The organism is Allobosea sp. RAF48, assembly GCF_052114025.1.
Classification (GTDB): Bacteria; Pseudomonadota; Alphaproteobacteria; order Rhizobiales; family Beijerinckiaceae; genus Allobosea.
Map to the genome: position 1 here is coordinate 241,631 of NZ_JBFRDZ010000012.1, position 16,483 is coordinate 258,113.

Annotated in this window: 16 protein-coding genes; 11 read left to right on the plus strand and 5 right to left on the minus strand. The window is 67.5% G+C overall.

All coding sequences use genetic code 11. From position 1 onward, the window contains the following. Nucleotides 1-146: 146 nt before the first annotated feature. From AB4Z10_RS21075 to AB4Z10_RS21095, 5 genes are all read left to right on the plus strand, one after another. Nucleotides 147-1,637 carry an ABC transporter substrate-binding protein gene (locus tag AB4Z10_RS21075; RefSeq protein ID WP_441472341.1) on the plus strand — a complete coding sequence of 497 codons (1,491 nt, stop codon included), beginning with the start codon at nucleotides 147-149 and terminating at the stop codon, nucleotides 1,635-1,637. Between the two features lie 154 nt (nucleotides 1,638-1,791). Beyond that, nucleotides 1,792-2,736, plus strand: a complete 945-nt coding sequence (locus tag AB4Z10_RS21080; protein ID WP_441472342.1) for an ABC transporter permease — start codon at nucleotides 1,792-1,794, stop codon at nucleotides 2,734-2,736. Next, nucleotides 2,733-3,593, plus strand: a complete 861-nt coding sequence (locus AB4Z10_RS21085) for an ABC transporter permease (protein ID WP_441472343.1) — start codon at nucleotides 2,733-2,735, stop codon at nucleotides 3,591-3,593. Before AB4Z10_RS21080 ends, AB4Z10_RS21085 begins: the two co-directional genes overlap by 4 nt. Nucleotides 3,594-3,620: 27 nt before the next feature. After that, a complete protein-coding gene (locus tag AB4Z10_RS21090; protein WP_441472344.1) occupies nucleotides 3,621-5,009 on the plus strand; it encodes an amidase in 1,389 nt (462 codons plus the stop codon). Nucleotides 5,010-5,035: 26 nt separating this feature from the next. After that, nucleotides 5,036-5,836, plus strand: a complete 801-nt coding sequence (locus AB4Z10_RS21095) for an SDR family NAD(P)-dependent oxidoreductase (protein WP_441472345.1) — start codon at nucleotides 5,036-5,038, stop codon at nucleotides 5,834-5,836. Nucleotides 5,837-5,848: 12 nt separating this feature from the next. Here the strand turns inward: AB4Z10_RS21095 and AB4Z10_RS21100 are convergent, their stop codons facing one another. After that, nucleotides 5,849-6,409, minus strand: a complete 561-nt coding sequence (locus AB4Z10_RS21100; protein WP_441472346.1) for a DUF4337 family protein — start codon at nucleotides 6,407-6,409, stop codon at nucleotides 5,849-5,851. A 73-nt stretch (nucleotides 6,410-6,482) separates the two neighbouring features. After that, nucleotides 6,483-7,409 carry a tyrosine recombinase XerC gene (locus AB4Z10_RS21105; RefSeq protein WP_441472347.1) on the minus strand — a complete coding sequence of 309 codons (927 nt, stop codon included), beginning with the start codon at nucleotides 7,407-7,409 and terminating at the stop codon, nucleotides 6,483-6,485. Between the two features lie 41 nt (nucleotides 7,410-7,450). Here AB4Z10_RS21105 and AB4Z10_RS21110 point away from each other — a divergent pair, with 41 nt between their 5' ends. From AB4Z10_RS21110 to AB4Z10_RS21135, 6 genes are all read left to right on the plus strand, one after another. Further along, nucleotides 7,451-9,652 (plus strand): primosomal protein N', encoded by a 2,202-nt coding sequence (locus AB4Z10_RS21110; RefSeq protein WP_441472348.1) that lies wholly within the window; start codon nucleotides 7,451-7,453, stop codon nucleotides 9,650-9,652. A gap of 207 nt (nucleotides 9,653-9,859) precedes the next feature. Then, on the plus strand, nucleotides 9,860-10,429 hold the full coding sequence (locus tag AB4Z10_RS21115) for a F0F1 ATP synthase subunit delta (RefSeq protein WP_441472349.1): 570 nt from the start codon (nucleotides 9,860-9,862) through the stop codon (nucleotides 10,427-10,429). Continuing rightward, the gene (gene atpA, locus AB4Z10_RS21120; protein ID WP_441472350.1) at nucleotides 10,429-11,961 is read left to right on the plus strand and encodes a F0F1 ATP synthase subunit alpha; all 1,533 of its coding nucleotides are present in this window, start codon (nucleotides 10,429-10,431) and stop codon (nucleotides 11,959-11,961) included. Before AB4Z10_RS21115 ends, atpA begins: the two co-directional genes overlap by 1 nt. A gap of 100 nt (nucleotides 11,962-12,061) precedes the next feature. Then, nucleotides 12,062-12,931 (plus strand): F0F1 ATP synthase subunit gamma, encoded by an 870-nt coding sequence (locus AB4Z10_RS21125; protein WP_441472351.1) that lies wholly within the window; start codon nucleotides 12,062-12,064, stop codon nucleotides 12,929-12,931. Nucleotides 12,932-13,006: 75 nt separating this feature from the next. Continuing rightward, nucleotides 13,007-14,494 (plus strand): F0F1 ATP synthase subunit beta, encoded by a 1,488-nt coding sequence (atpD, locus tag AB4Z10_RS21130; protein ID WP_441472352.1) that lies wholly within the window; start codon nucleotides 13,007-13,009, stop codon nucleotides 14,492-14,494. Between the two features lie 141 nt (nucleotides 14,495-14,635). Then, a complete protein-coding gene (locus tag AB4Z10_RS21135; RefSeq protein WP_441472353.1) occupies nucleotides 14,636-15,049 on the plus strand; it encodes a F0F1 ATP synthase subunit epsilon in 414 nt (137 codons plus the stop codon). Nucleotides 15,050-15,098: 49 nt separating this feature from the next. Here AB4Z10_RS21135 and AB4Z10_RS21140 read toward each other — a convergent pair whose 3' ends face one another. The 3 genes from AB4Z10_RS21140 to AB4Z10_RS21150 all read right to left on the minus strand — a co-directional run bounded on the left by AB4Z10_RS21140 (nucleotide 15,099) and on the right by AB4Z10_RS21150 (nucleotide 16,396). Beyond that, nucleotides 15,099-15,479 (minus strand): VOC family protein, encoded by a 381-nt coding sequence (locus tag AB4Z10_RS21140; protein WP_441472354.1) that lies wholly within the window; start codon nucleotides 15,477-15,479, stop codon nucleotides 15,099-15,101. Further along, a complete protein-coding gene (locus AB4Z10_RS21145; RefSeq protein WP_441472355.1) occupies nucleotides 15,476-15,994 on the minus strand; it encodes an RNA pyrophosphohydrolase in 519 nt (172 codons plus the stop codon). The genes AB4Z10_RS21140 and AB4Z10_RS21145 overlap by 4 nt, the downstream gene beginning before the upstream one ends. Nucleotides 15,995-16,090: 96 nt before the next feature. Further along, nucleotides 16,091-16,396 (minus strand): ArsR/SmtB family transcription factor, encoded by a 306-nt coding sequence (locus AB4Z10_RS21150; RefSeq protein ID WP_441472356.1) that lies wholly within the window; start codon nucleotides 16,394-16,396, stop codon nucleotides 16,091-16,093. Between the last annotated feature and the right edge of the window lie 87 nt (nucleotides 16,397-16,483).

The window sequence follows — 16,483 nt, forward strand, 5'->3', positions numbered from 1 at the left end:
ACCCAGTCCGCCCTGCATTGCTTGGTCGCTTCGCTCCTCGCAATGACGGAGGTCTGGAAAGAGAGCTGTAATGCGGGCTGAGCGGGCTTGCGCTCGCCGCGCCTCCCGCGTCATCCTCGCGCCGCAACGGCATCGGAGCGATGGATATGACGACGCGGCGTGAACTCCTGGCTGGGGCGGGACTGGCGGCGCTGGCGGCGCAGCTTCCCGTCGTCGCGCTGGCGCAGGCGAAGGACAGCGTCACCATCGCCCAGACTTTGGAGCCGCCGACGCTCGATCCGACCTCGGGCGCCGCCCAGGCGATCCGCGAGGTGACGCTGCAGAACATTTTCGAGGGTCTGGTGAAGATGGACCGGACCGGCAAGCTGCAGCCCTGCCTCGCCGAGAGCTGGGCGATCGGCGAGGATAACGTCACCTACAGCTTCAAGCTCAGGCGGGGCGCGACCTTCCATGACGGCACGCCCTTCACTGCCGAGCAGGTGAGGTTCTCCTTCGAGCGCGCGGTTGCGCCCGATTCCACCAACGCGCAGCGCCAGCTCTTCGCGCCGATCGCCGAGATCGCGACCCCGGACCCGGCGACGGTGGTGATCAAGCTCAAGCAGCCCACCGCGAATTTCCTCTACGGTCTCAGCTGGGGCGATGCCGTGATCGTCGCGCCGGCGACGGCCGCCAACAACAAGACCAACCCGGTCGGCACCGGCCCGTTCAAGTTCGTACGCTGGAACCGCGGCGACCGGCTCGAACTCGCGCGCAACGACAGCTACTGGGGCGAGAAGCCGGCGCTGGCCAAGGCGATCTTCCGCTTCATGTCCGATCCGCAGGCGCAGGTCGCGGCGCTCCGGGCCGGCGATGTCGACGCGCATACCAATCTCTCGGCGCCCGAGGCCGTGCCGCAGCTCAGGTCCGACCCGAAGCTCAAGGTCACGATCGGCGGCACCGAGGGCGAGACGATCCTCGCCACCAACAACGCCAAGCCGCCCTTCGACAAGCTCAAGGTGCGGCAGGCCATCGCGCATGCGCTCGACCGCAAGACCATCGCGCTCGGCGTCTACGGGTTCGACGTCAGCCTGATCGGCAGCCATTTCTCGCCGCTGCATCCGGCCTATGTCGACCTCACCGGCACCTATCCGTACGACCCCGCCAAGGCCAAGGCGCTGCTGGCGGAGGCGGGCTTTCCGAACGGCTTCAACTGCACGCTGAAGCTGCCGCCGCCATCCTATGCCCGCCGCTCGGGCGAGATCGTCGCGGCCCTGCTGGCGCAGATCGGTATCAACGCGTCGATCGAGCCGCTCGAATTCCCGCAATGGCTGGAGCGCGTCTTCCGCAACAAGGACTACGACCTCAGCATCATCGCCCATACCGAGCCGCTCGACATCGATATCTACGCGCGTGACGACTACTACTTCCAGTACCGCAATCCCGAGTTCAAGACTCTGATCGCCAAGATATCCGGGACGCTGGACGAGGGGGCCCGCAACGAGCTCTACAAGCAGGCGCAGCGGATGCTGGCTGATGACGCGGTCAACGGCTTCCTCTTCATCCTGCCGAAGATCACGGTCGCGAATGCCGCGCTCGATGGCATGTGGACCGACTGGCCGCTGCCGGTGACGCCGCTGGCGGAGCTGCGCTGGCGTTGATCCAAGTTCCCCTGTCACGGTCCACGTCATCCCGGACAAGCCGCGTCAGCGGCGCTGATCCGGGATCCATGCCTGAGCCTCGATGGGAAATGCTCCGGCATGGATCCCGGGTCTCCCTTCGGTCGCCCGGGATGACCACGGCGGGACGTTCGAGGTGATCGGCTACGTCCTGCGCCGGCTCGTCGCGCTGGCCCTGACCCTGCTCGCCGCGGCGCTGGTCGTCTTCGTCGTGCTGGAGGTGCTACCGGGCGACCCGGCAGCGGTGACGCTCGGCCTCAACGCCTCGCCCGAGGCGCTGGCGGCGCTGCACGCCGAGATGGGTCTCGACAAGCCGGCGGTGCTGCGCTTCCTCCTCTGGTTAGGAGGGCTCGTCACCGGCGATCTCGGCCTGAGCTACACCTATCGCGTGCCGGTGGCGCAACTCATCGCCGAGCGCATGGCGGTGACGCTGCCGCTCGCGCTGATGGCGATCGGGTTCGCCATGGCGATCGGCATTCCGCTCGGCATGCTCGCCGCCTCCCGCCATGGCCAACTCGCGGATGCCGGGGTGATGGCCTTCGCACAGGCGGGGCTCGCCATCCCGAATTTCTGGTTCGGCCTGCTGCTCGTCCTGGTCTTCGCGGTCGGGCTTGGCTGGCTGCCCGCCGGTGGCTTTCCGGGCTGGCAGGCCGGGCTCGGCGCGGCGCTGAAGGCGCTCCTCATGCCGGCGCTGGCATTGGCGCTGCCGCAGGCGGCGATCATCGCGCGGGTGACACGCTCGGCCATGCTCGACACGCTGCAGGAGGATTTCGTCCGCACCGCCCGCGCCAAGGGGCTCAGCGAGGGCGTGACGATGCGCCGGCATGCGCTGCGCAATGCGCTGATCCCTGTCGTCACCATTCTGGGGCTGCAATTCTCGGTGCTGATCGCCGGCGCCATCATCATCGAGAACGTCTTCGCCCTCCCGGGGCTGGGGCGGCTCGTCTTCCAGGCCATCGCCCAGCACGATCTCATCGTGGTCAAAGACCTCGTCATGCTCTTCGCGGGGCTGGCGATCCTGATCAATTTCGCGGTCGAACTGCTCTACGGGCTGATCGATCCACGACTGAGGCAGGCATGAGCGCGCTCGCGGACAAGGCGCCGGGTGGCAAGAGGCATTGGTGGCTGGCGCCTTCCTTCGTGATCGGGGCGGCCCTGAGCCTCGCCGTCGTGGCGATGGCGCTCGTCTCCCATGTCTGGACGCCCTATCAGCCGACCCAGATGGCGATCCTGAACCGGCTCAAGGGGCCCTCGGCCGCCAACTGGTTCGGCACCGACCAGTTCGGCCGCGACGTCTTCTCGATGATCATGGTCGGCGCGCGCAATTCGCTCGCTGTGGGGCTGGGCGCTGTCGGCATCGGCATGGTCGCGGGCACGACGCTGGGGCTGATCGCCTCGGTGCGGCGCGACGGCCTCCTCGACCATGTCATCATGCGCACGGCCGATTTCACCCACGCCTTTCCGGCCGTGCTGACGGCGATCATGATGACCGCGATCGCCGGGCCGGGCATGCTCAACGCCGTCGTCGCCATCGGCGTGCTGAACCTGCCCTATTTCGCGCGGCTGGCGCGCGGGGCGGCGCTGCAGATCTGGGCGCAGGACTTCATCCAGGCGGCGCGGGCGGCCGGGCTCAACAACCGGCAGATCACGCTGCGCCATGTCCTGCCCAATATCGCCGGCATTCTGGTGGTGCAGGCGACGATCCAGTTCGCGCTCGCGGTGCTGGCCGAGGCGGGCTTGTCCTATCTCGGGCTGGGCACGCAGCCGCCGAACCCGTCCTGGGGGCGCATGCTCAACGAAGCCCAGACCTTCATGGCGACGCAGCCCTGGCTTGCGATCTTTCCGGGTGCCGCGATCGCGCTGACCGTGCTGGGATTCAACCTGCTGGGCGACGGCCTGCGCGATGCCGTCGATCCGCGCCTGCGCCGTGCTCGGTGAGGGCTGAAGGGAAACGGGGATGTGGGAATGACCGATCTTGCCGATCTGACTGCCACCGAGCTTCTCGCCGCCTACGAGGCGCGCCGGCTCTCGCCGGTGGAGGTCGCGGAAGCGGTGATCGCGCGGATCGGGGCCTGGGAGCCGAAGCTCGATGCGCTCTATGCCTATGATCCGGAGGGTGCGCTCGCGCAGGCCAAGGCTTCCGAGGCGCGCTGGCTGAACGGGCAGGCGCTGCCGCTCGACGGCGTGCCCGGCACGATCAAGGAGAACATCAGGACGAAGGGCGTTCCGGTGCCGCTCGGCACGGCCGCGAACGATCTCTCCCCCGCGGCCGACGATGCACCCCCGGCCGCGCGGCTCCGCGAGGCCGGCCTCGTCCTTCTCGGCAAGACGACGATGCCGGATTACGGCATGCTCTCCTCGGGGCTGTCGAGCTTCCACAAGCCCGCGCGCAATCCGTGGGACATCACCAAGAACCCCGGCGGCTCCTCGGCCGGCGCCGGTTCGGCGGGCGCGGCCGGCTACGGACCGCTGCATGTCGGCACCGATATCGGCGGTTCGATCCGCCTGCCTGCCGGCTGGTGCGGACTGGTCGGCCTGAAGCCGAGCTTCGGGCGCGTGCCGATCGACCCGACCTATTACGGCCGCGTCGCCGGGCCGATGACGCGGACCGTCGAGGATGCCGCGCTGATGATGCGGGAAGTGTCGAAGCCCGATGCGCGCGACGGCATGAGCCTGCCGTCGCAGGATATCGACTGGCTGGCGCTTGATATCGACCTGAAGGGGCTGCGTATCGGCCTCCAGCTCGATGCCGGCATCGGGCTCGCCGTCGAGCCGGAGACGAAGGCGGCGATCGAGGCTGCGGCGAAGGCCTTCGCCGCAGCGGGGGCCATTATCGAGCCGGTGGCGCCTCATATAACCCGCGAAATGCTCGACGGGCTCGATGATTTCTGGCGCCAGCGCGCCTGGGTCGACATCGGCGCGCTGCCACAGGAGAAGCGGGCGAAGGTGCTGCCCTACATCTTCGCCTGGGCGGAGGGCGGCAGGGATTTGCCGGGTGAACGCGTCTATCGCGGCATGAGCCAGATGATGGCGATGCGCGACGCGGCGCTGAAGGCGATCCTGCCTTACGACTTCATCCTCTCGCCGGTTTCGCCGGTGCCGAGCTTCCCGGCCGAATGGGCTTCGCCGGTCAACGATCCCGCGCAGCCCTTCGAGCATATCTGCTTCACGGTGGCGGCGAACATGTCCGACCAGCCGGCGATCTCGGTTCATGCCGGGCTGACGGCGGGCGGCCTGCCGATCGGCCTGCAGATCACCGGCAAGCGCTTCGACGATCTCGGCGTGCTCAGGATGGCGCGGGCCTGGGAGAAGATGCGCGGCGCGGTCGCCTGGCCTTCTCCGCCGTCGCATTGACACACAGAGTCGTAGAGGAGCATCGCATGGACCTGAAGCTTGAAGGCAAGCGCGCGCTGATCACGGGTGGCAGCAAGGGCATCGGCCGCGCGATCGCGCGGCAGCTCGCGCTGGAAGGCGTCGATGTCGTCATCGCCGCGCGCAATCAGAAGGAGCTTGACGAGGCGGCTGCGGCCCTTGCCGCGGAGAGCGGGCGCAAGGTGGTCGGCCGCACGGTCGACACGAGCGATGATGCGTCGGTGAAGGCGTTGGTTGCCGATACCGTCGCGGTGCTGGGCGGGCTCGACATCCTCGTCAACGCCGCTGCCAAGCCGGGCGGGCAGGCGCCCCCGCCGAAGCTTGCCGAGATCACCGACGCGCTGTTCTGGGACGACGTCAACGTCAAGGTGATGGGCTATCTGCGCATGACGCGCGAGGCTGCGCCGCATATGGCGGCTAACGGCTGGGGCCGCATCATCAACATCAGCGGGCTCGCCGCGCGTTCGACCGGCTCGACCATCGGCTCGATCCGCAATGTCGCCGTCTCGGCGCTGACCAAGAACCTCGCCGACGAGCTCGGCCCGCAGGGCATCAACGTGACCGTCGTCCATCCCGGACTGACGCGGACTGAAAAGACGGCTTCGGTCGTCGCGGCGCGGGCGGCGGCCGGTGGCAAGAGCGAGGCGCAGGTCGAAGCCGGCATGGCCTCCAACAACACCATCGGGCGGTTGGTCGATGCGGCGGAGATCGCCGACATCGTCGCTTTCCTCGCCTCGCCGCGCAGCGTCGCGATCAATGGCGATGCCATCGCCTGCGGCGGCGGCATTCGCGGCGCGATCCACTATTGAGGGTCGTCCAGACTAGAACAGCGCGGTCGGAGCGAACTGTGCCAGCGCCATCAGCGCAAGGCCGGTGAGGCCGAGCAGGCCGCCGGTGACGGCGAGCAGGCCGACGCCGGTGATGATCGCGGCGGACGAGATCACGATCGCGATCTGGATCAGGCCGGAGGCGATGTCGAACTTGTCGTCGCGGGCGGCGGCGATATCGCGCTGTGCCTCGGCCGCCTTGGCGCGGGCGGCGAGTTCCTTGCGGCCCTCATTGGTCTCGGGCTCGGAATCGTAGCGCGCGACCGTCTGCTTCCAGCTCTCGATGCGCTTGCCCAGGCGCTGCCGGGCGGCCTCGTCGGTGATGCCGGCAAGTTCGACCTCCATCGCCTCGGCGGCGGTGCGCACGGTCGTGCCGCGGATCGTCTTGGCCTGGAAGAAGGCCCAGAGATTGGAGGCCTCGATGTTCTTGGCGACGGCCTCCTGCTCGGCATTCTTGCCGCCGATCTCGGAGAAGGCGAGCATCAGCGCCAGCAGCGCGATCAAGAGGGCGATGCGCTTGTTGCCACCCTCGGGCGTTTCGATGGAACCGGACACGAATCACCTCGCAGGCCGCTATCGGCGGGCGCTGTTTAAGGCTTTCCGTTAAGGCAGCAAGATGTCGGTGCTGCTACCGGCCTGCGCGCGGATGGGCGGCGTCATAGGCGGCCATCAGCCGGGCTGAATCGATGCGGGTATAGATCTGCGTCGTCGAGAGCGAGGCGTGGCCGAGCAGCTCCTGGATGGCGCGCAGGTCGCCGCCGCGGCCGAGCAGATGTGTCGCGAAGGAGTGGCGCAGGGAGTGCGGTGTCGCCGAGGAGGGCAGGCCGAGCGCGCCGCGCAGGCCCTCTACAGCGAGCTGGATGATGCGGGGCGAGAGCGGCCCGCCCTTGGCGCCGACGAAGAGCGGCCCTTCCGGCGGCAGGCGCCAGGGGCAGAGCTTGAGATATTCCGCAATTGCGGTGACCACGACGGGCAGCACCGGCACCATGCGGGTTTTGCTTCCCTTGCCGATCACGGTGAGCGTGTCGCCGGCCTGTTGCGGCGCTTGGCTGCGCGCGAGCGAGAGGGCCTCCGAGATGCGCAGCCCGCTGCCGTAGAGCAGGCCGAGCACGGCGGCGTCGCGGGCGAGGATCCATTGCTCGCGCTCCTCGCCGGCGCGGGTATCCGCCTGTGTGACGGCTTTGGCGGCGCTCGGTTCGAGCGGGCGCGGCAGCGATTTGCCGAGGCGCGGCCCGCGTGTCGCGGAGAAGGCGGCCGCCGTGAGCTTGCCGTTGCGCTCGCCGAAGCGGGCGAAGGAGCGCAAGCTCGCGAGCTGGCGCATCAGCGTGCGGTTGCCGACGCCGTCGCGCCGTCGCTGACCGAGGAAGGCGCGCAGATCGGCGGGCTTCAGCGCGGCGATGTCGGCCAGCGACGGCGCCCCGCCGAGATGCTCGGTCAGGAAGGCCGTGAACTGGCCGAGGTCGCGGCCATAGGCCTCCAGCGTCTTCGGCGAGAGACGCCGCTCGGCCGAGAGGTGGGAAAGCCAGTCCCGTCGGAAGCTGTCGAAATCGCTCATACGGGCACCATGACTCTCCTGCCTTAACAGCAGCCGAATCGATGCTAGACACTGGCGCCATGGACGAGACGGCGGACATGTTGGAAGGCGGCACGGTCGACGTGCTGATCCCGCTCGGGCTCGACCAGGCCTACAGCTATGCCGTGCCGGCCGGGCTCTCGCTGAAGCCGGGCGATGTCGTGCAGGTGCCGCTCGGGCCGCGCGAGACGGTCGGCGTGGTCTGGGACGTCGGCTCCGGGCGCGGCGGCAACCTCAAGAAGGTCACCGGCAAATACGACATGCCGCCGCTCGATCCGGCGCTGCGCAAGCTCGTCGACTGGGTCGCCTGGTACACGCTCGCGCCCAAGGGCTCGGTGCTGGCGCTGGCGTTGCGCCGCCAGCCTGACGATACGCCGGAGCGCCCCAAGCTCGGCGTCAGGCTCGCCGGGCCGCCGCCGGGACGGATGACCCCTGCGCGGGCGCGGGCCATCGCGGCGGCCGAGGGCGGATTGCTGATCGCGAAATCGGCGCTGGCCGAGGCCGCCTCGGTCAGCGCTGCCGTGATCGATTCCCTCGTCGATGCCGGCACCTTCGTGGTCGAGCCGCTGCCGCGCGAGGCGATCGCGGCCTTGCCCGATCCCGAACACGCCGTGCCGGAATTGTCCGAGGGGCAGGCGGAGGTTGCGCAGGCGCTCGTGGCGTCCGTGCAGGCGAAGAGCTTCGGTGTCTCGCTGCTGGAGGGAGTCACTGGCTCGGGCAAGACCGAGGTCTATTTCGAGGCGGTGGCCGAGGCGATCCGGCAGGGCCGGCAGAGCCTGATCCTGATGCCGGAGATCGCGCTCACCGCGCAGTTCATCGACCGCTTCGAGGCGCGCTTCGGCGTCAAGCCGGGACTCTGGCACTCGGCGGTAAGCGGGCGGCGGCGCGAGCGGCTGCAGGCGGCGATCGCGGGGGGCGAGGCCAAGGTGGTGGCCGGCGCCCGCTCGGCCCTGTTCCTGCCGTACAGCGATCTCGGCCTCATCGTCGTCGATGAGGAGCACGAGAGCGCCTACAAGCAGGAGGACGGCGTCTCCTACCATGCCCGCGACATGGCGGTGGTGCGGGGCAGGATCGAGAACGCACCTGTCGTGCTGGCCTCGGCGACACCCTCCCTCGAAACCCGCGTCAATGCCGAGCGCGGTCGGTATACGCATCTCAAGCTGCCCGAACGCTTTGGCGGGCGTGAATTGCCGCAACTCGGCCTTGTCGATCTGCGCCGCGACAAGCCGGAACGGGGGCGCTGGCTCTCCGGCGCGCTGATCAAGGCGGTCGAAGCCAATCTCGAGGCGAAGGAGCAGTCACTGCTCTTCCTCAACCGGCGCGGCTATGCGCCGCTGACGCTCTGCCGTGATTGCGGGCACCGCTTCCAATGTCCGAACTGCTCGGCCTGGCTGGTCGATCATCGCTTCCGGCGGGCGCTGGTCTGCCACCATTGCGGCCATGTCGAGCGCCGGCCGCATGAATGCCCCGCCTGCCACAAGCCCGAGAGCCTCGTCGCCTGCGGGCCGGGCGTCGAACGGCTGGCGGAGGAGGTTGCGACGCTTTTTCCACAGGCACGTTCGATCGTGCTCTCCAGCGATTTTCCGGGCGGCACCGAGCGGCTGAAGCAGGAGCTGATGGCAGTGGCCGAAGGCGCGTTCGACATCGTCATCGGCACGCAGCTCGTGGCCAAGGGCCATAATTTCCCCGGCATGACGCTGGTCGGGGTGATCGATGCCGATCTCGGCCTCACCTCCGGCGATCCGCGCGCAGCCGAACGGACCTTCCAGGCGCTGCGGCAGGTCACGGGCCGCGCAGGGCGGGGCGAGAAGCCGGGCCGCGCCCTGCTTCAGACGCATGACCCGGAGCATCCCGTGCTCAAGGCGCTGATCTCGGGCGACCCGGAGCGGTTTTATGCCGCAGAGGAGGCGTCGCGGGAGGCGGCGGGCCTGCCGCCCTTCGGCCGTCTGGCGGCGCTGATCGTCTCGGCGAACACGCAAGGAGAGGCCGAAAGCCATGCCCGCGCCCTGGCGCGTTGCGCCGAGGCTGGTGACGGAATCATGGTGCTGGGACCGGCGGAAGCGCCGCTTGCGGTGTTGCGGGGGCGTCATCGCATGCGTCTGATCGTCAAGACGGCCCGCGAGGTCAATCTGCAGGATTACCTGCGCGGCTGGCTGAAACGGGCGCCGCGGACCAAGGGCTCGGTCAGGGTCGCGGTCGACGTCGATCCACAGAGCTTCCTTTGAATTGCTGAAAGCCGCGGCGAAATCGCCGCTTAGGATGGCGAACTAGCGATTGCGTGGCCCGGAACCGCATGCTAGTGCACCGCCACATTTCGGTCGCGAAGTCGTCTTGCCGACTTCGGGCCTTTGATACTCGCAGCGTCGGGACCATGCACTCCACCTTCTTCGGAAGGTCGCCGGTGAGGTCCCTTGAAACGAGAGACGGGAAGCGTGGCTGAAGGCGGATCGCAGGGGACATTGGTGTCGGGCGTAGCTCAGCGCTATGCCACCGCTCTGTTCGAGTTGGCTGAGGAGACGGGCGCGATCGACACCGTCGCCGCCGCTCTGGACGCCTTCAACGGCCTGCTCGCCGAGAGCGCCGATCTCACGCGCCTGATCGAGAGCCCGGCTTTCACTGCCGAGGAGCAGGTCGCGGCGATCAAGGCCGTGCTCGAGAAGGCCGGCATCACCGGCATCGCCGCCAATTTCATCGGTCTGGTCGCCAGCAAGCGCCGTCTCTTCGCGCTGCCTGGCATGATCACCGGTTACAAGCGCCTGGTCGCCGAGGCCAAGGGCATCGTCTCCGCTGAGGTGACGGTCGCCGAGCAGCCCACGGCCAAGCGCGTCGACGAAATCCGCGCGGCGCTGAAGGGCGTCGCCGGCAAGGATGTCGACGTTTCGATCAAGGTCGATCCGACGCTGATCGGCGGGCTCATCGTCAAGATGGCCTCGCGGATGGTCGACGCCTCGCTGAAAACCAAGCTCAATTCAATTCGTCTTGCTATGAAAGAGGTCGGCTGATGGACATCCGCCCCGCTGAAATCTCCGCCATCCTGAAGGCCCAGATCTCCAATTTCGGGTCGGAAGCTTCGGTCACCGAAGTCGGCCAGGTTCTCTCCGTCGGTGACGGCATCGCCCGCGTCTACGGCCTCGACAAGGTCCAGGCCGGTGAGATGGTCGAGTTCGAGTCCGGTGTGCGCGGCATGGCGCTCAACCTCGAGAGCGACAATGTCGGCGTCGTGATCTTCGGTTCCGACCGCGAGATCAAGGAAGGCCAGACCGTCAAGCGCACCGGCGCCATCGTCGACGTTCCCGTCGGCAAGGAGCTGCTCGGCCGCGTCGTCGACGCGCTCGGCAACCCGATCGACGGCAAGGGCCCGATCAAGGCCAAGACCCGTGCCCGCGTCGACGTCAAGGCGCCCGGCATCATCCCGCGCAAGTCGGTGCACGAGCCGATGGCGACCGGCCTCAAGGCGATCGACGCCCTGATCCCGATCGGCCGCGGCCAGCGCGAGCTCATCATCGGCGACCGCCAGACCGGCAAGACCGCCGTCGCGCTTGACACGATCCTGAACCAGAAGTCGCTGAACGTCGAAGGCGCGCCGGAGAGCCAGAAGCTCTATTGCGTCTACGTCGCCGTCGGCCAGAAGCGCTCGACCGTCGCCCAGTTCGTGAAGGTGCTCGAAGAGCGCGGCGCGCTGGAGTACTCGATCGTCGTGGCGGCCACCGCCTCGGACGCCGCCCCGATGCAGTTCCTGGCGCCCTTCGCCGGCTGCGCCATGGGCGAGTTCTTCCGCGACAACGGCATGCACGCCGTCATCATCTATGACGACCTTTCCAAGCAGGCCGTCGCCTACCGCCAGATGTCGCTGCTGCTGCGCCGCCCGCCGGGCCGCGAAGCCTATCCGGGCGACGTGTTCTATCTCCACTCCCGCCTGCTCGAGCGCGCGGCGAAGATGGGCGAGGCCGCCGGCCTCGGCTCGCTGACGGCGCTGCCGGTCATCGAGACCCAGGCGAACGACGTCTCGGCCTACATCCCGACCAACGTGATTTCGATCACCGACGGCCAGATCTTCCTCGAGACGGACCTCTTCTACCAGGGCATCCGCCCGGCCGTGAACGTCGGTCTCTCGGTGTCGCGCGTCGGCTCCTCGGCGCAGACCAAGGCGACCAAGAAGGTCGCCGGCAAGATCAAGGGCGAGCTCGCCCAGTATCGCGAGATGGCCGCCTTCGCCCAGTTCGGTTCGGACCTCGACGCGGTCACGCAGCGCCTGCTCAACCGCGGCGCCCGCCTGACCGAACTCCTGAAGCAGCCGCAGTTCTCGCCGCTGAAGATGGAAGAGCAGGTCGTCGTGATCTATGCCGGCGTGAACGGCTATCTCGACGCGCTGCCGGTCAACAAGGTTCGCGCCTTCGAGGACGGCCTGCTGTCGCTGGTTCGCTCGAAGCATGCTGATTTCCTCAACGAGGTCGGTACGAGCAAGGACTTGTCGGACGCCAACGCCGCCAAGCTCAAGGACATCGTGACGAACTTCGCGAAGTCCTTCGCCTGATCGTGACCGCGGGCGCGGCGAGCCGACGAGGCTCCGCTGCGCCGCCTCTCTGGATTGCTTCGTCGCCGTTTGCGGCTGACGGGTAGGGGATAGAGACCGGATGCCGTCCCTTAAGGACCTACGTAATCGCATCGCCTCCGTGAAGGCGACGCAGAAGATCACCAAGGCCATGCAGATGGTCGCGGCAGCCAAGCTGCGCCGCGCGCAGACTGCCGCTGAGGCCGCGCGCCCCTATGCCGAGCGCATGGAGACGGTGCTGGCGAACCTCGCTTCCGGCGTGACCGGGTCGAGCGCGCCGCGCCTGATCGCGGGCACGGGCTCGGACAAGGTGCATCTGCTGCTGGTCTTGACCGCCGAGCGCGGCCTGTGCGGCGCCTTCAATTCCTCGATCGCGCGCCTCGCCCGCGACAAGGCGAATGCGCTCAAGGCCGAGGGCAAGACCGTCAAGATCATCTGCGTCGGCAAGAAGGGCTACGACATTCTGCGTCGTCAGTTCGCCAGCGAGATCATCGAGTTCATCGATCTGCGCGAGTTCAAGCAGGTCGGCTTCGTCAACGCCGAGGCGATCGCCCAGAACGTTCTGGCCCGCTTCAACGAGGGCGAGTTCGACGTCGCGACGCTGTTCTTCTCGAAGTTCCGCTCGGTGATCGCCCAGATCCCGACGGCGCAGCGCATCATCCCGGCCGAGATCCCGGAAGGGACGAAGCAGACCGACGCCGTCTACGACTACGAGCCGGACGAGGGCGAGATTCTCGAGGCGCTGCTGCCGCGCAATCTGGTCGTCCAGATCCTGCGCGGGCTGCTCGAGAATGCTGCTTCCGAACAGGGCGCGCGCATGTCGGCGATGGATTCCGCCACGCGCAACGCCGGCGAGATGATCAAGAAGCAGACGCAGCTCTACAACCGCTCGCGCCAGGCGATGATCACGAAGGAACTGATCGAGATCATCTCCGGCGCGGAAGCGCTCTAACCGCCTAGACTCTTGCCGGCGGTGCTCTCCGCCGGCTGCCGAAACATCCGAATGCGCTAGTCCCGAGGTTCCGCCATGGCCAAAGCCGCTACCAAGACCACCAAGAAGACCGCCGACGAGAAGCCCGCCAACACCGGCACCGGCCGCGTTGTCCAGGTCATCGGTGCGGTCGTCGACGTGCAGTTCGACGGCGCCCTGCCGGAGATCCTGAACGCTCTGGAGACCGACAACCTCGGCAATCGCCTCGTCCTCGAAGTCGCGCAGCACCTCGGCGAGAACACGGTCCGCACCATCGCGATGGACTCGACCGAGGGTCTCGTCCGCGGCCAGTCGGTCACCGACACCGGCGGCCCGATCGCCGTCCCGGTCGGCGACGAGTGCCTCGGCCGCATCATGAACGTCATCGGCGAGCCGGTGGACGAAGCCGGTCCGATCCTGACCAGCCATACCCGCGGCATCCATCAGCCCGCTCCGTCCTATGCCGAGCAGGCGACCGAGGCGCAGATCCTCGTCACCGGCATCAAGGTCGTCGACCTGCTGGCTCCCTATGCCAAGGGCGGCAAGATCGGCCTGTTCGGCGGCGCCGGCGTCGGCAAGACCGTGCTGATCATGGAGCTGATCAACAACGTCGCGAAGGCCCACGGCGGCTACTCCGTGTTCGCCGGCGTCGGCGAGCGCACCCGCGAAGGCAACGACCTCTATCACGAGATGATCGAGTCCAACGTCAACAAGGACCCGAAGGAAAACGGTGGCTCGACCGCCGGCTCCAAGTGCGCGCTGGTGTACGGCCAGATGAACGAGCCCCCGGGTGCCCGCATGCGCGTCGCTCTCGCCGGCCTGACCGTCGCCGAGGACTTCCGCGACAAGGGCCAGGACGTGCTGTTCTTCGTCGACAACATCTTCCGCTTCACGCAGGCCGGCTCGGAAGTGTCCGCGCTGCTCGGCCGCATCCCCTCGGCGGTGGGCTATCAGCCGACGCTCGCAACCGACATGGGTAACCTGCAGGAGCGCATCACCACCACGAACAAGGGCTCGATCACCTCGGTGCAGGCGATCTACGTGCCGGCGGACGACCTGACCGACCCGGCGCCGGCAACCTCCTTCGCCCACTTGGACGCCACGACCGTGCTCTCGCGCTCGATCGCGGAAAAGGGCATCTACCCGGCGGTCGACCCGCTCGACTCGACCTCGCGCATGCTCTCGGCCGACATCGTCGGCGAAGAGCACTACGGCGTCGCCCGTCAGGTGCAGCAGGTGCTCCAGCGCTATAAGGCGCTGCAGGACATCATCGCGATCCTGGGCATGGACGAGCTCTCGGAAGACGACAAGATGACGGTGGCGCGCGCCCGCAAGATCGAGCGCTTCCTGTCGCAGCCCTTCCACGTCGCGGAAGTCTTCACCGGCTCGCCCGGCAAGCTCGTCTCGCTCGAAGACACGATCAAGGGCTTCAAGGGCCTGGTCGAGGGCAAGTACGATCACCTGCCGGAAGCGGCCTTCTACATGGTCGGCTCGATCGAGGAAGCCGTCGAGAAGGCGCAGCGCCTGGCCGCCGAGGCCGCGTAACTCACCGCCTCAGCGGGTCATCCCGGGCGGCCACCGGCCGGCCCGGGATCCATGCCTGAGCATGGACGTTAGAGGTTCTGGCATGGATCCCGGCTCTCCGCTTCGCTGCGGCCGGGATGACGTCGGAGGAAAGTAAGGGCGATGGCCACCTTCAATTTCGAACTCGTCTCGCCGGAGCGCATCCTGTTCTCGGGCGAGGTCATCAGCGTCATCATCCCCTCGGTCGAGGGCGAGATGACCGTGCTTGCCGGTCACGTTCCGACCGTCGCCGGGCTTAAGCCGGGCATCGTGCTGGCCCAGACCAGCGCGGATAATGGCAAGGAATTCTTCGTCGGAGGCGGCCTCGTCGAGGTCAACCAGACCTCTGTCACGATCCTGGCCGAACGTGCGAATTTCCTCGAGGACGTCAATAACGAGGTCCTCGAGGCGGCGATCCTCTCGGCCGAGACCCGCCTTGCCGCGGCGCCGAGCGAGGTCGAGGAGCGCCGCCTGCGTGAGATGCTGGTGCAACTGCACGAGTTCAAGCACGTCTTCGAGCAGCGCAAGGCAGCGTGACGCGCCGTCAGGGGCTGGAGTTTCGAAGGGCCGCGAGAGCGGCCCTTTTTCATGCGTAGCTGATGAACTCCAGCAGCGATCCGTCGGGATCGCGGAAATAGACGCTGGTGCCATGGCCGCTCCGGCCGAAACGCTGCACCGGCCCCAGCTCGATCGCGACCTTCTGCCGTTCGAGATGGCTGATAGCCTCCGCGATCGGTCCCGGCCAGACGAAGCAGAGATCGCTGCCGCCCGGCGGCACCGGCAGGCGCGCCACCGGTGTCGGATCGAGACCTGGCCCATGGCAGTTCAGCTGTGCCCGCCCGATGCGGTAGACGAAGCCTTCCCCGTTGGGCACGATCTCGGCCCCGATGACGTCGTGGTAGAAGGCGTTCGAGCGCTCCCAGTCGGAGACATGGATCACGCAATGATCGAGCTCGACGATGCTCATCCGGCTGCTCCTTCTGCCATGACAGGCAACGCGAAGGCCGCGAAAGCCGCCGCCACGCGCGCGTAGACCGGCCGTTTGAAGGGAACGACGATCTCCGGCATCTGGTTCAGTGGTCGCCAGCGCCATTCGCTGAACTCGGGCGGCTCGTCGCCGTTCGGCTTGCCGATGTCGATCTCGTCTTCGCGCCCGGTGAAGCGGAAGGCGACCCAGCGCTGGCGCTGGCCCCGGAAGGCGATCAGCTTGTGCGGCGGTCCGTCATAGGGCGGGAAATCGTAGCTCCACCACTCGTCGGTTACCGCAAGCAGTTCGGCCTGCGTGACGCCGGTCTCCTCGTCCAGCTCACGGCGGGCGGCGGCGACGATGTCCTCATCCGGGTCGATGCCGCCCTGCGGCATTTGCCAGTCGAAGCCGGGGAGCACGACCTCCGGGCCGGCACTATGCGAGTGGCCGGCGAAGACCAGCCCTTCGGCGTTGAACAGGGCTATCCCGACATTGGGGCGGTAGGGGAGACTCATCGTCAGAGCATAGGACGCAGCAGCATGTCGCGAAACCAGCCGGCTGGCCGAAAACTGCGTTGCGCGAATCGGCGGCTGTCAGCCGGCAAAGAAAGCTCAGTCCTCGCCTTTGGCGAGCACGCAGGAGAGCAGCCCGGGAAAGCGGCGTTCGATGTCCTCCCGGCGCAGCGCGTTCATCCGGGTCACGCCCTCGTTGCGGGTCCGGATCAACCCGGCTTCGCGCAGGACGCGGAAATGATGGGAGACGCTGGACTTCGGCCGGTCGCCTTCGAGCGCCTGGCAGCTCGCCTCGCCCTCGACCGCCAGCCGACGCACGATTTCCAGGCGAAACGGGTCGCTCAGTGCGTGAAAGACGTCCTCGAGCGCGATCTCTTCCGAAGCGGGCAGGCGGGCATGTCGCATGATGAGCAGCCTATCACAGGGTTTTGATGTTGCCAAAGTTCGAAAAATATCGAACTATCGAACAATCAAATCCCGTCCCAGTTCCCT

What these genes read in the sequence shown, in the direction of transcription:
- AB4Z10_RS21075 (WP_441472341.1), top strand. Translation starts at nt 147, where the DNA reads ATGACGACGCGGCGTGAACTCCTGGCTGGGGCGGGACTGGCGGCGCTG.
- AB4Z10_RS21085 (WP_441472343.1), top strand. Translation starts at nt 2,733, where the DNA reads ATGAGCGCGCTCGCGGACAAGGCGCCGGGTGGCAAGAGGCATTGGTGG.
- AB4Z10_RS21090 (WP_441472344.1), top strand. Translation starts at nt 3,621, where the DNA reads ATGACCGATCTTGCCGATCTGACTGCCACCGAGCTTCTCGCCGCCTAC.
- AB4Z10_RS21095 (WP_441472345.1), top strand. Translation starts at nt 5,036, where the DNA reads ATGGACCTGAAGCTTGAAGGCAAGCGCGCGCTGATCACGGGTGGCAGC.
- AB4Z10_RS21105 (WP_441472347.1), bottom strand. Translation starts at nt 7,409, where the DNA reads ATGAGCGATTTCGACAGCTTCCGACGGGACTGGCTTTCCCACCTCTCG.
- AB4Z10_RS21110 (WP_441472348.1), top strand. Translation starts at nt 7,451, where the DNA reads ATGCTAGACACTGGCGCCATGGACGAGACGGCGGACATGTTGGAAGGC.
- atpA (WP_441472350.1), top strand. Translation starts at nt 10,429, where the DNA reads ATGGACATCCGCCCCGCTGAAATCTCCGCCATCCTGAAGGCCCAGATC.
- AB4Z10_RS21125 (WP_441472351.1), top strand. Translation starts at nt 12,062, where the DNA reads ATGCCGTCCCTTAAGGACCTACGTAATCGCATCGCCTCCGTGAAGGCG.
- atpD (WP_441472352.1), top strand. Translation starts at nt 13,007, where the DNA reads ATGGCCAAAGCCGCTACCAAGACCACCAAGAAGACCGCCGACGAGAAG.
- AB4Z10_RS21135 (WP_441472353.1), top strand. Translation starts at nt 14,636, where the DNA reads ATGGCCACCTTCAATTTCGAACTCGTCTCGCCGGAGCGCATCCTGTTC.
- AB4Z10_RS21140 (WP_441472354.1), bottom strand. Translation starts at nt 15,479, where the DNA reads ATGAGCATCGTCGAGCTCGATCATTGCGTGATCCATGTCTCCGACTGG.
- AB4Z10_RS21145 (WP_441472355.1), bottom strand. Translation starts at nt 15,994, where the DNA reads ATGAGTCTCCCCTACCGCCCCAATGTCGGGATAGCCCTGTTCAACGCC.
- AB4Z10_RS21150 (WP_441472356.1), bottom strand. Translation starts at nt 16,396, where the DNA reads ATGCGACATGCCCGCCTGCCCGCTTCGGAAGAGATCGCGCTCGAGGAC.